Origin of the sequence: Nonomuraea sp. NPDC050478 (assembly GCF_044458265.1) — a bacterium.
Lineage (GTDB): Bacteria > Actinomycetota > Actinomycetes > Streptosporangiales > Streptosporangiaceae > Nonomuraea > Nonomuraea ferruginea.
In genome coordinates this window covers 87001-98487 of record NZ_JBITHT010000003.1, presented here as the reverse complement: position 1 = coordinate 98487, position 11487 = coordinate 87001, and the positions used below count along the sequence as shown (strand labels likewise).

At 71.5% G+C, this 11487-nt stretch carries 12 protein-coding genes; 5 read left to right on the top strand and 7 right to left on the bottom strand.

What is annotated here, in order from left to right:
* Window positions 1-28 precede the first annotated feature (28 nt).
* Window positions 29-598 (bottom strand): MarR family winged helix-turn-helix transcriptional regulator, encoded by a 570-nt coding sequence (locus ACIBF7_RS14810; protein ID WP_397197295.1) that lies wholly within the window; start codon window positions 596-598, stop codon window positions 29-31.
* A gap of 89 nt (window positions 599-687) precedes the next feature.
* Here ACIBF7_RS14810 and ACIBF7_RS14805 point away from each other — a divergent pair, with 89 nt between their 5' ends.
* The 3 genes from ACIBF7_RS14805 to ACIBF7_RS14795 all read left to right on the top strand — a co-directional run bounded on the left by ACIBF7_RS14805 (window position 688) and on the right by ACIBF7_RS14795 (window position 3544).
* The gene (locus ACIBF7_RS14805; RefSeq protein ID WP_219547208.1) at window positions 688-1263 is read left to right on the top strand and encodes an NADPH-dependent F420 reductase; all 576 of its coding nucleotides are present in this window, start codon (window positions 688-690) and stop codon (window positions 1261-1263) included.
* 98 nt (window positions 1264-1361) lie between these two features.
* A complete protein-coding gene (locus ACIBF7_RS14800; RefSeq protein ID WP_397197294.1) occupies window positions 1362-2261 on the top strand; it encodes a dioxygenase in 900 nt (299 codons plus the stop codon).
* 113 nt (window positions 2262-2374) lie between these two features.
* Entirely contained in the window at window positions 2375-3544 is a 1170-nt protein-coding gene (locus ACIBF7_RS14795) for an ArgE/DapE family deacylase (protein WP_397197293.1), read from the top strand.
* Window positions 3545-3554: 10 nt separating this feature from the next.
* Here ACIBF7_RS14795 and ACIBF7_RS14790 read toward each other — a convergent pair whose 3' ends face one another.
* The 6 genes from ACIBF7_RS14790 to ACIBF7_RS14765 all read right to left on the bottom strand — a co-directional run bounded on the left by ACIBF7_RS14790 (window position 3555) and on the right by ACIBF7_RS14765 (window position 7453).
* Entirely contained in the window at window positions 3555-4127 is a 573-nt protein-coding gene (locus tag ACIBF7_RS14790; protein ID WP_397197292.1) for a TetR/AcrR family transcriptional regulator, read from the bottom strand.
* Window positions 4128-4174: 47 nt separating this feature from the next.
* Window positions 4175-4534, bottom strand: coding sequence for a DoxX family protein (locus ACIBF7_RS14785; protein ID WP_148030899.1), 360 nt, complete (start codon window positions 4532-4534; stop codon window positions 4175-4177).
* 121 nt (window positions 4535-4655) lie between these two features.
* Window positions 4656-5261 carry a helix-turn-helix domain-containing protein gene (locus ACIBF7_RS14780; RefSeq protein ID WP_271275098.1) on the bottom strand — a complete coding sequence of 202 codons (606 nt, stop codon included), beginning with the start codon at window positions 5259-5261 and terminating at the stop codon, window positions 4656-4658.
* A gap of 41 nt (window positions 5262-5302) precedes the next feature.
* Window positions 5303-5599, bottom strand: a complete 297-nt coding sequence (locus ACIBF7_RS14775) for a hypothetical protein (protein WP_397197291.1) — start codon at window positions 5597-5599, stop codon at window positions 5303-5305.
* Window positions 5600-5717: 118 nt separating this feature from the next.
* The gene (locus ACIBF7_RS14770) at window positions 5718-6284 is read right to left on the bottom strand and encodes an SRPBCC domain-containing protein (RefSeq protein ID WP_271275100.1); all 567 of its coding nucleotides are present in this window, start codon (window positions 6282-6284) and stop codon (window positions 5718-5720) included.
* Complete coding sequence (locus tag ACIBF7_RS14765) at window positions 6281-7453, bottom strand: MaoC family dehydratase N-terminal domain-containing protein (protein ID WP_148030903.1); 1173 nt, start codon at window positions 7451-7453, stop codon at window positions 6281-6283. The genes ACIBF7_RS14770 and ACIBF7_RS14765 overlap by 4 nt, the downstream gene beginning before the upstream one ends.
* Before the next feature lie 265 nt (window positions 7454-7718).
* Here ACIBF7_RS14765 and ACIBF7_RS14760 point away from each other — a divergent pair, with 265 nt between their 5' ends.
* Window positions 7719-9395: a thiamine pyrophosphate-binding protein gene (locus tag ACIBF7_RS14760; RefSeq protein ID WP_397197290.1), complete on the top strand. Its 1677-nt coding sequence runs from the start codon at window positions 7719-7721 to the stop codon at window positions 9393-9395.
* Window positions 9392-11473 carry an acetate--CoA ligase family protein gene (locus ACIBF7_RS14755; RefSeq protein ID WP_397197289.1) on the top strand — a complete coding sequence of 694 codons (2082 nt, stop codon included), beginning with the start codon at window positions 9392-9394 and terminating at the stop codon, window positions 11471-11473. The genes ACIBF7_RS14760 and ACIBF7_RS14755 overlap by 4 nt, the downstream gene beginning before the upstream one ends.
* Window positions 11474-11487 lie beyond the last annotated feature (14 nt).

The window sequence follows — 11487 nt, the reverse complement described above, 5'->3', positions numbered from 1 at the left end:
TCGGGCGGCTGGACGGGCCGGCCGGCTCCTACGCCTGTGAGCTGTCCGTCCTGCCGTCGCCGCGCCGCGCTTCGGCATCGTCTGGTGAGCCGTCGTCCCCGTCTGAGGCCTCGTCGTAGCGGGTGTAGAGCGCGGCCACGGCCCGCGACGGGTCCAGCTCGGCCAGGATGGCGTCGCTGATGGCGGTGACCTGGGCGAGCTGCTCGTCGGTGAGCACGTCGACGATGTGGTGCCGGACGGTGGCCACGTGCCCGGGCGCCGCCTGCCGCACCTTGGCCCACCCGTGGTCGGTGAGCCGGGCGTTGATCGCCCGGCGGTCCTCCGGGCAGGGGACGCGCTCCAGCAGGCCGCGGCCCTCCAGGCGGGTCACCACGTGCGAGAGCCGGGGGAGCGTCGCGTTGGTCTGCTGGGCCAGCTCGGTCATGCGCAGCGTCCGGCCGGGCGCCTCGGACAGCATCGCCAGCGTGTAGTACTCGAACTCGGTCAGCCCGGAGTCACGGCGGAGTTGCGCGTCCAGGACCCCGGGGAGCAGTTCGAGCACCGCCCGCAGGCGGATCCAGGCGCGTAGCTGCCGCCGGTCGAGCCACGGAGTGTCCACGGTCAGGTCCCTCGTCCAGGAATAGTTGTAGCGACAAGTTTGCTCTCATGGGTACCAGTCGTGCAACGACCACCACAAGGAGCACCGACATGACACAGGTGAGCATCATCGGCCCCGGCGCCATGGGTTCGGCCATCGCCGACCTGGTCCGCAGAAGCGGCAACACCGTCGAACTCCTCGGCCGGGACGACACGGGCAAGCCCGTCACCGGTGACATCGTCGTCCTCGCCGTCCCGTACGGAGGGGTGGCCGGAGTCATCGCCCAGCGCGAAGGACAGTTCGACGGCAAGGTCGTCGTCGACATCACCAACCCGGTGGACTTCTCCACGATGGACTCCCTGACGGTCGCGGCCGACGGCTCGGCCACCGCCGAGATCGCCGAGGCGCTGCCCCGCTCCCAGGTGGTCAAGGCGTTCAACACCAACTTCGCCGCCACCCTGTCCCAGGGCAGCGTCGGCGAGCAGCCCACGACCGTGCTGATCGCCGGCGACGACGCGGGCGCCAAGGCCGCGCTCGCCCAGATCGTCACCGACGCGGGCCTGCGCGCCGTCGACACCGGCCCGCTGAGCCGGGCCCGCGAGCTGGAGGCCCTCGGCTTCCTGCAGATCGGCCTCGCGGCCGGCGAGAAGATCGCCTGGACCGGCGGGTTCGCCGTCGTCGCCTGACAGCCGCCCCGCGCCCCCGCGCGGGATGACCGACGGCCGCGCCCCCGGCGGCCCTCGGCCCGATGAGACACCCATGATCTCCCCGACGAGGAGCCCCGATGACCACCACCACGACCGCCGCCGACGCCCGCATACCCGCCGCGCACCCGTTCGCCACGCACCTGAAGCGCGCCGCCGCCCTCGAGGCCGCCGAACCGCACCGGCCGTGGACGGCCCAGGACGGGCCGCTGCCCAGCCTCTACCTGTCCCACGGCGGCGGACCCATGCCCTTCGAGAGCCCCGATTGGCTCACTCCGCTGCACGGCTGGGCCAGGGCCCTGCCCAAGCCGAAGGCGATCCTGGTCGTCTCCGCGCACTGGGAGTCAGCGCCGCTGTCGGTGAGCGCCGAACGACCCAGCGAGCTGGTGTACGACTTCGGCGGCTTCGACGCGTTGTACTACACCTTCCGCTACGACACGCCCGACGCCGGTGAGCTGGCGCGGCAGGTCGTGGGGGTCATGCCGGACACCGGGCAGGTGCACCGGCACACCAGCCGCGGGCTGGACCACGGCGCCTGGGTCCCGTTGAAGATCATGTACCCGGCCGCCGACATCCCGGTGCTGCAGCTGAGCCTGCCCACCGAGGACCCCGATCGGCTGCTGTCCATCGGCGAGCGGCTGCGGCCGCTGCGCGAGCAGGGCGTGCTGGTGATCGGCTCGGGGCACATGACGCACGGCCTGCCGTTCCTGACCAGGGAGATGTTCCTGGAGAACAAGGTGCCCGGCTGGTCGGCCGACTTCGACGCCTGGGCCGCCGACGCGCTGGCCCGCGGTGACGTCGCCGAGCTCGCCCGCTTCCGCACCGCCGCCCCCGGCATGCCGTACGCGCACCCGACCGTCGAGCACTTCACCCCGCTGTTCGTCGCCCTCGGCGCGGCCACCGACCCCACCGCCCCGGTGGTGACCACACTCGACGGCTACGGCGTCGGCCTGTCGCGGCGCTCCTTCCAGGCGGCCTGAGCGTCCGTGTGATCGCCGGAGCCCGCCTGACGCCTCCCACGAAGATCCCCGAGATGCCGGAGACGCCGATAATCGAACAGTCGATCCACCGCACCGCCCTTCGGAAGGTCCGCATGCCCCCTGCCCCTCCCTCCGCCCCTGACCCCCTGGACCCCCACGACCTGCTGGCCAGCCTGATCGCCATCGACTCCGTCAACCCGGACCTCACGGCCGACGGCGCGGGCGAGAGCGCCATCGCCGGTTTCTGCGGCGAGTGGCTGGCCGCGCGCGGTTTCGAGGTGCACCGTCTGGACAAGCGCGGCGGCCGGCCGTCGGTGGTCGCGATCGCTCGCGGGGCCGGTGGCGGCCGGTCGCTGATGCTCAACGGTCATCTGGACACGGTGGGTGTGGCCGGCTACGACGGTGACCCGTTCGATCCGGAGATCCGTGACGGGCGGATGTACGGCCGCGGGTCCTTCGACATGAAGGGCGGGCTCGCGGCGATGATGATCGCCGCCGTCCGGGCCATGGCCGGCGGTCCGCTGCGCGGCGATGTGCTCCTCGCGTGCGTCGCGGACGAGGAGCACGGCAGCACCGGTACGGAGGAGGTGCTGGAGTCCTTCACCGCGGACGCGGCGATCGTCACCGAGCCGAGTCATCTCGAAGTCACCCTGGCGCACAAGGGCTTCGCCTGGTTCGACGTGGTGATCGAGGGTCGTGCGGCCCATGGTTCGAGGCCCGACCTGGGCGTGGACGCCATCGCCAAGGCCGGGCACTTCCTGGTCGCGCTGGAGGAGCTGGGCACGCGTCTAGCTCAGGGCCCGGCGCACCCCCTGCTCGGCACCGGTACCGTGCACGCCTCGGTCATCGCCGGCGGCCAGGAGCCCTCCACCTACCCGGCGCGCTGCCGCATCACCCTGGAGCGGCGCACCGTACCGGGCGAGAACGCCGACACGGTGGAGGCGGAGCTGACGGCCGTGCTGGATAGCCTGGCCGCCGCCGTGCCCGGCTTCCGCTACCGCCTCACGCGAGGACTGCACCGCGAACCGTTCCAGGCCGACCCGGAGGCGCGGATCGTCCGCACGCTGACCCGCCATGCGGAGGCGGTCCTCGGGCGTCCGCCGGTGGTGCGCGGGGAGCCCTTCTGGACGGACGCGGCCCTGCTGGACCGCGCCGGCATCCCCTGTCTGCTGTTCGGCGCCGACGGCGAGGGCGCGCACGCGGCCCGCGAGTGGGCGGACCTGGCCTCGCTGGACCGTCTCACCCGCATTCTCACCGACACCATCACGGACTTCTGTTCCTGACCGATGCGGGTCACGGCAGCGGCGTCGTGCCGTCCGGTACGAGGGGCAGGAGGATCTCGTAGAGCTCGCGAAGCCGGTCGGCGTCGACAGGAGGGTAGACGACGCTCGCTCCGACCGCGAGCAGGTAGGGCAACAGGGCCGCGGTCCGGGCCTCCTCGTCGCCGGCGACGGCTGATCGCCACACCCGCTGGAGCGCGGACAGTCTGGCCTCGTCCAGGCGGGTCTGCACGACCCGCACATCCGCGTCCCACGTCGCCCACGCCCGCAGGGCGGTGTCGATCTCCGGCCGGTAGAGCCCGGTGTCCCCGGGGCGGACGAGCTCCGTCAGCCGGGTGAGGATCGCCCGGGCACCGGCCGATTCCCCGATCTCGGAAATCGCGCTGTTGAGCGCTTCGACCGACAGGCGCTCGAAATGGGCGAGAAGCGCCTTCTTGTATCCCTCGGCGCCATCGAAGTGATGGTGGAACGACCCTTTCGACAGGTTGAGCCGAGCGGCGATCCGGTCGATGCGAATCCCCGCCGCACCTTCTTCTGCGAGGATCTTCAGGCCTTCGTCCAGCCACCGGTCTCGTGCCGTGCTCATCGGATCAACGTACCATCTGGTATGGAACGCTCCGCGCTCGCGGAGAGTCACGTCATGAAGCTGTAGACGCCCACGGCGACGCAGATCAGCAGCATCCCGGTGGCGTTGAGGAAGAGGTTGCGGCCGAAGTCCCGGGCCGCGATGTGCATCGCGATGGCGACCAAGAAGTAGAGGACGAGCGCGGCACAGGTCACGGCGGCGAGGTAAGGCAGCCAGATGCCCAGGATCAGTCCCGCCGCGGCGGCGAACTTCAGCGGCGGCATGATCCACCAGTAGCGCCGCGGCCAGTTCACGTCCTCGAAGCACCGGGCGATGAACGGAACGGGCTTGACGCACATGACGGCGTCCCCGGCCTGGATGATCGCCAGGACGACGACCGGCCAGACCGGATCGGGCAATGCTGACACGTCTGTCCCTCGGTCGATGGATACCTGCACCGTACCATACCGTATAGTACGGTTCTGGTACGAGCTGATGTCCCGGATCAGACGTGGGCTATCTTGACACTCCGAGCCGGTGAAGGCTCCTCTAGAAGGTCGGCGGTGTGATCATCCAGACGGCGACCAGGGGCTCGGTGCCGGTGGCGACCCAGCGGTGGGGCACGGTGGAGTCGAGATAGATGGAGTCTCCGGCGGCGAGTTCCAGATCGGCGTTGCCCACCCAGAAGCGCATCGAACCGAAGATGACGACACCGCACTCCTCTCCCGCGTGCGAGTGGGGATGGCCGCCGCTGGTGGCCCCCGGCTGCGCCTCCACCCAGATCGCTTCGAACTGGCGTTGCAGGTCCGGCGTGAGCAGTTCGTTGAGGATGCCGGACCCCGGATAGCGGATCTGCTTGCGCATGCCCCGCTTGGTCACGAAGAAGCGGGAGCTCTCCGGGGACCCGTCGCCCTCATCGACGAACAGGTCGCCGATCCGCATGCCCACGGCGTCGGCCAGCCTCTTGAGCGACTCGAGGGACGGGTTGGCCAGGCCCCGCTCGACCTGGCTGATGTAGCCGGGGGAGAGGCCCGACGTGTCAGCCACCTTGTGCAGAGAAAGGCCCGAGGCCAGCCGCCAGCTGCGCAGCCTGGACCCGATCTGGATGGACTCCAGACTTCCCGGCTCTTCCTTCATCGCCTTGCCCCCGAGCATGTCATGGTCGTATTGCGTTCGGCGCCCGGACAACCGGAGGTTCAATCACCCGGCGGGCCATCGGATGTCGCGAGGCCGGCGGACGCCGACCGGCGGAGGTTCTCACGGAGCAGTCCTTTTTGGATCTTACCGGTGGAGGTCTTCGGCAACTGCCCGAAGAGTACGGTCTTCGGGGCCTTTAAATGTGCCGTTCTCGCTCGGACGTACCGCACCAGTTCAGCCTCCGTCGCCGCCTGTCCGGGCCGGATCGTCACATAGGCGACGGGCACCTCGCCCCACGTGCTGTCCGGGCGGCCCACGACCGCGCACTCCAGCACCGCGGGATGGCTCTCCAGCAAAACTCTCGGTAGGTGAAACGGCGGTCGCGTCGACGATCGCCGTCCTGTGGGCGTGGACCACGGCCGAGCGCTCCAGGAACGCGGTCGGCGTCAGGGGAGTGAAGGTGTATCCGGCCATTCATCGCCCCTCGGGGGTCGGGGAGTCTCCGCCGCCGCGCCGCCACGGCCACCGCGAGAAGCGGGCGAGCCAGGCGGCCAGGACCTCGCGCAGCGACAGCCGCACGGTGCCGGGAGCCGGACGCTCGTCCCGCAGCCGGGCGGAGACGTTGGCCGCCATCCCCGCGAGCAGCTGCTCGACCACGTGCCGCCCGCCGCTTTCCGCGAAACCGGCCAGCGGCCCGCTGATGGCGACGTCCGCCGAGGAGACGAGCCGTACCGAACCGTCGCCGGGGACGAGGCGGAACCGCAGCGTGCCCGACGCCCTGCTGCGGCCCTGCCGGTCGGCGCCCCGCGCGACGATGGTCCCGCTCATGTCCTCCGGAGCCATGACGATCTCCGCCACGCCGGAGAACGCCACCCGCGTCGGCCCGAAGCTCACGGTGAGCTCGCCCCGGTGGTGTCCGTCGTCGTCGCGCCCGTCGAGCCGGACTCCCGGCACGCAGCCGGCGGCCGACTCGGGTTCGCACAGCAGGGCCCAGACGCGGGCCGCGTCGGCGTCGATGACGACGGACTGCTCCAGCTTCACCGCGTCTCGTCCGCCGGCTCGACGGGCACATCCGACGGCGTCAGGGAGCAGAGCACCTCGGCGGCGCCGGTGGCGACGACCTGCCGGAGCTGGTTGACGGCTTCCAGCCGGATGCCGATCACTCCCAGGCCGTCCTGCTCGGTGAGCGTCTCGACCTCCCCGCCGATCCAGACGGTGTCCCCCAGGATGTCGGGCCGCCGGAGCCGGATCGACAGCGTCCGCAGGAAGGCGGTGTCTCCCATCCAGTTGGTGACGGCGTGGGAGAACCACCCGCACCGCTGAGGGCCGTTGTCGTAGGCGTTGGGCATGCCGATCTCGCGCGCGACGTCGGCGTCCTGGTGACCGAGGCTGGGCAGCACGGTCTCGGCGAAGTAGCTCGGGTCGTAGTTGGACGGCAGCCGGGAGGGGTCGTTGAGCGCCCAGTCGCGGTACTTCCAGGCGACCTCGCACGCCTTGTAGCCGGGCGATCCGATGCATCCGGCGTAGTACGAGGTCATCGTGATGCGGTCGATCGGCCCCTTGACCACGGACGGGATCGGTGTGCCGGGCGCGAGCTCGCCGAAGACCAGGGGCGCGGAGCCCCGCCGGTACTCCGACAGCGCGTGCTCGCGGATCCGGTCGAGCTCCGCGTCGGAGTAGACGTACTCCTCGCGGGGCTCGTAGGCCAGCCCTCCTCCGGAGGCGTCCCGGCGCGGCAGGCGGAAGGTGTGGGCGCGGGCGGTCGCGACGGGCGAACCGGCTACGCGGTACCCGATGTCGCAGCTCTGCAGGACCATGTCGCTGCTCGTGGAGCCGCTCAGCCGGCGGACACCGCTGAAGACGGCACTCGGATCGACCTCGTCACCGCGGCGTACGCGCCGATGGAACACCCACTCGGTTCCCGCGTACACCGGCTGCACGCCGGGCAGGCCTGCGCCGATCGCGCCGTCGAAGGCCGAATAGAGGAACGTCGGCGGGGCGAGCAGGTCGCCGTGCGGCCCGGCGGCTGCGTAGGCGGGGTCGCACCACAGGGGATTGTCGTCCCCGATGCCCAGCGCGTAGTGGCGGATGGTGTCCCGGGTCGCCTCGTGGTTGAAGGGCTCGATGCGGATCGGTGTGCCGACCAGGCTTTCGATGTGGGCGAACTGCTCTGGATCGATCTGGGGCGCGAGTCCGAGTCTGGATGCCATCGCCTGCTACCTCCTGGGGCGGAGACCGGCCGGTCTCCGCCGGCACGGGTCGAGGGGTCCTCGACGGAGTCTTGTATAGCAACATATTTTCTCTGAGCGAAGAGTCAAGCTAGAACTTTCGTCGGCTCGCCACGTTTTCCCTGTTCTACGAGGCGTGATCGGCAGGAGATCTCCACTGCCTCTTGACGCGGTGTTTCCTCTGACTCAATATTTGCTGCTAGCAAACACGTCGAGGCCCGCACCTCGACGGGCACCGGGAGGACTCGTGCTCCTGTACGACTACCTGGCATCCGCCTTCGAAGCCGAGGGCGTCGACACACTCTTCGGGCTCATGGGCGACGGCAACATGTTCTGGATGACCGCCATGGCCGAGCGGCCCGGCGTCACCGTCATCCACGCCCGTCACGAGAACGCGGCGGTCGCCATGGCGGACGGTTACGCCAGAGCCACCGGACGCGTGGGCGTCGCCACGGTGACCTGCGGCCCCGGCCTCACGCAGGTTCTCACCTCGCTCACGGCGTCGGTACGGCACCGCACCCCGATGGTGATCCTGACCGGGCAGACACCGGTCGAGGCCGCCTTCCACTTGCAGGAACTCGAACAGGAACCCCTGGTGCGCGCCGCGGGCGCGGAGTTCATCAGGGTCTCCACCGTCAACCAGGCCCTCGACGCGGTCGCGCGGGCCTTCTTCACCGCCCGCATGCACCGGGCGCCGGTCGTGCTCAGCGTGCCGTACGACCTCCAGGAGACCGACCAGCCCTGGACCGAGGTCATCACCACCTCCGCCGCGCTGGTGCCTGAGCAGGCGCCGCTCCGGCCGTCACCCGAGTCCGCGGCCGAGATCGCCCACCTGCTCGGCGCCGCGACCTCTCCCGTCATCGTGGCGGGCGCCGGAGCGGTCCGGGCCGGTTGCCGGGCCGACATCCTCGAACTCGCCGAACGGGCGGGCGCGCGCGTCGCCACGACCCTGCCGGCCAAGGACTGGTTCGAAGGGGAGCCGCGTGACGTGGGACTCGCGGGCGCCTTCGCGTCCGAGGCGGCCAGGGAGATCTTCGCTGGAGCGGATCTCGTGCTCGGCGTGGGGGCCCGCATGGGCTACTACACCACCGAGGGCGGATACCTCTTCCCCGCCGCCCGCGTCGTCCAGATCGACACCGATCCGGCCGGCTACCTCGACGGTCAGCGGGTCGCGGACTCCTACACGCGGGCCGACGCGGCCGAAGCCGTCGCCGAGATACTCAAACTGATGCCACCACGCGGCGCGGCCCGTGACGCCCCCTCCGGGCGGCCCCGGCCCGACCGGGCGGACGATCAGCCGGACGGCCCGGCGCCCGGCACGCACCGTCCCGAAGCCGCAGTCGCGACGATCGACCGGGCCCTGCCGAAGGACGCGTCGATCACCGTCGGGGTGGGCCACTTCTGGAACTACGTGGTGCCCGGGATGACCGGCCGGGGCCCGGCGAGCTACCACTTCACCTACGACTTCGGCGCGATCGGGCAGGCGGTGCCCACGGCCATCGGCGTGGCCGTCGCCCGGAGATCCGCCGGGATCGACACTCCCTGCGCGGTGATCGAGGGCGACGGCAGCCTGCTGATGAACGTGCAGGAACTGGAAACCATCGCAAGGCACGACATCCCGCTGCTGGTCATCGTCATGAACGACGGCGCGTACGGCGCGGAGTACCACAAGCTCGCCGCCCGCGGTATCAGCGGCGAGCAGGCGGTGTCCGGCCGGACCGACCTGGCCCGCACCGCGCGGTCCTTCGGACTGCGGGCCGAGCGTTGCGACTCCGACGAGGAACTCCGCGCGGCCGTCGCCGCCTTCGTCGCCGAGCCGGCGCCCACCCTCGTCGACGTCCCCATCGACCATCGCGCCGTGAGCGTCCAGTACCGCCGCCTGCACTACGGGACCGGAACCGTCTCCTTCGGGGGTGACGAATGAGCGTGACCGACGCCCGCGAAACCGCCGGGAGCTCGCGTCTCGACGGCGCCGGGCTGGTGGACCTGATGTGCGCGCCCTCCGAGGTGGTCGTGGTGGGCGCCTCCGCCGACGAGTCGAAGCTCTCCAGCCGCGCGCTGGCCTTCCTGCTGCGGTACGGCTACCGCGGCGGACTGCACGTCGTGCACCCGCGGCACGAGTCGATCCTGGGGGTGCCGTGCGTGCCCAGGACCAAGGCGCTGCCCCGGCTCGAACGCGCCGTCGCGATCGTCAACCTCCCCGCGCACCTGGTCCCCGCGGCCGTATCGGACCTCGACGAGGCCGGCGCGGGCGCCGCGGTCGTGATCGGCAGCGGCTTCGAATCGCCGTCCAGCCGGCCACGGCGGGAACTGGAGGAGGTGATCCGGCGGCCCGGCTTCCGGATGCGGGTCATCGGCCCGAACTGCGTGGGCACCATGTCGGTCGGCTCGGGGGCGCATCTCAACTTCTCGACCGTGCTGACGCGGCGAGCCCCCCGCCTGGGCCGGATCGGCCTGGTGACCCAGAGCGGCGCGCTGGGCAACGGCCTGCTGATGGGCCTGCTCCGGCGCGGGGCCGGGATCGCCCACTGGTTCAGCACCGGCAACGAGATGGACACCGGCGCCATGGAGCTGACCGCCGGCCTGCTGGCCCGCGACGACGTCGACGTCGTCGGGATTTTCCTGGAGGGCCTGACCGACATCGACTGGTTCGACCGCGTGTCAGCAGCGGCCCGCGCCTGCGGCAAGCGGCTGTTCGTCTACAAGGCCGCGCGTACGGCGGCCGGTCGCGCGGCGGCGGGCGGACACACCGGGCGGCTCGTCGGCCCCAACGACGCCACCGCGGCCGTCCTGGCGGAGGCGGGATTCACCGAGGTGGACGACCTCGCGACCCTCGCCGACTGCCTGGTCGTCTCCGCGGCGTGCGGGACCGGGCACCGCGACGCGGCCGTGGGCATCGTCACCGTCTCGGGCGCGAGCGGCGTGATCGGCGCCGACCGGGTCCACGAGGCGCCCGGCCTGAGGCTCGCCGAACCCGGCCGAGACCAGCAGGCCGTACGGCTCGACCCGCGGCTGGAGTCCGCCAACCCGCTCGACATCCCCTTCCTGAACGAGACCGGCGTGTTCACCTCCGCCATTGGCGCCTACCGCGCCTCCGGGATCTTCGACGTCACCGTGGCGGTGACCTCCGGTCTGGCTCACGATCCCGCGACGCTCGTCTCCGATCTGGTGGCCCAGGATCGCGGGCCGTCCGCGCCCGTGGCGCCGCTCGTCCTGTGCCACCTGTCCGAGGACGACCGGCTCGGGGAGGAGGAGACGGCCAGGCTCGCGGCCGCGGGAGTCGCGGTGGTCCCCACGGTCGAGCGGGCCGTCGCCGCACTCGCCCTCACCTCCGCCCCCCGCACGCGAGCGCCGGACGGCGGCTCGGGCGCACATGTCCCGAGCCGCGGCGGAGGTCTCGGACTGGACGAGGCGCGTGCCGTCCTGCCGGGCCTGCCCTGGGTGGACTGGGCGCCCGCGCCGACGGCGGAGGCCGCCCGCCGGTTCGGCTTCCCGGCCGTCGTCAAGGCCGCCGGCCGCGGCATCGTCCACCGGTCCGAGCTGGGCGCGGTCGCCGTCGTGACGGGCGAGGACGAGCTGCGGGAGGCGTTCGCGAGAGTCGCCGCCGCCTGCCGGGAGCACGACGACGACGTGCTGGTGCAGCGCATGGCGCCGCCGGGCGGGACGGAGTTCTTCGTCTCGGCGATGGAACACCCCGAAGTCGGGCCGTTCGCGCTCGTACGACCGGGAGGTCTGCTCACCGAGCTGATCCCCGGCCAAGCGATCATCTCGCACCGATGGAACGCTCCCACCCGCCGGCGCCGGCTGCTCGACTCACCGGTGGGGCGGCTGTGCGACGGATACCGGGGCCGGCCCGTCCTGGACGTCGACGCGTTGCTCGACGTCGTCGCCACGGCGCTCGACGCGGTGGCCGCCGGCCGGCTGGGCTTCGTGGAGCTCAACCCCGTCTTCCTTTACGAATCCGGCGCCGCCACCGTCGACGTGGTCGCCGGTCAGGCGTGACCCCCAGGAGATCA

Coding starts and splice junctions, on each gene's coding strand:
- ACIBF7_RS14765 (WP_148030903.1), bottom strand. CDS start 7,453: ATGGCATCCAGACTCGGACTCGCGCCCCAGATCGATCCAGAGCAGTTC.
- ACIBF7_RS14805 (WP_219547208.1), top strand. CDS start 688: ATGACACAGGTGAGCATCATCGGCCCCGGCGCCATGGGTTCGGCCATC.
- ACIBF7_RS14800 (WP_397197294.1), top strand. CDS start 1,362: ATGACCACCACCACGACCGCCGCCGACGCCCGCATACCCGCCGCGCAC.
- ACIBF7_RS14790 (WP_397197292.1), bottom strand. CDS start 4,127: ATGAGCACGGCACGAGACCGGTGGCTGGACGAAGGCCTGAAGATCCTC.
- ACIBF7_RS14795 (WP_397197293.1), top strand. CDS start 2,375: ATGCCCCCTGCCCCTCCCTCCGCCCCTGACCCCCTGGACCCCCACGAC.
- ACIBF7_RS14755 (WP_397197289.1), top strand. CDS start 9,392: ATGAGCGTGACCGACGCCCGCGAAACCGCCGGGAGCTCGCGTCTCGAC.
- ACIBF7_RS14780 (WP_271275098.1), bottom strand. CDS start 5,261: ATGCTCGGGGGCAAGGCGATGAAGGAAGAGCCGGGAAGTCTGGAGTCC.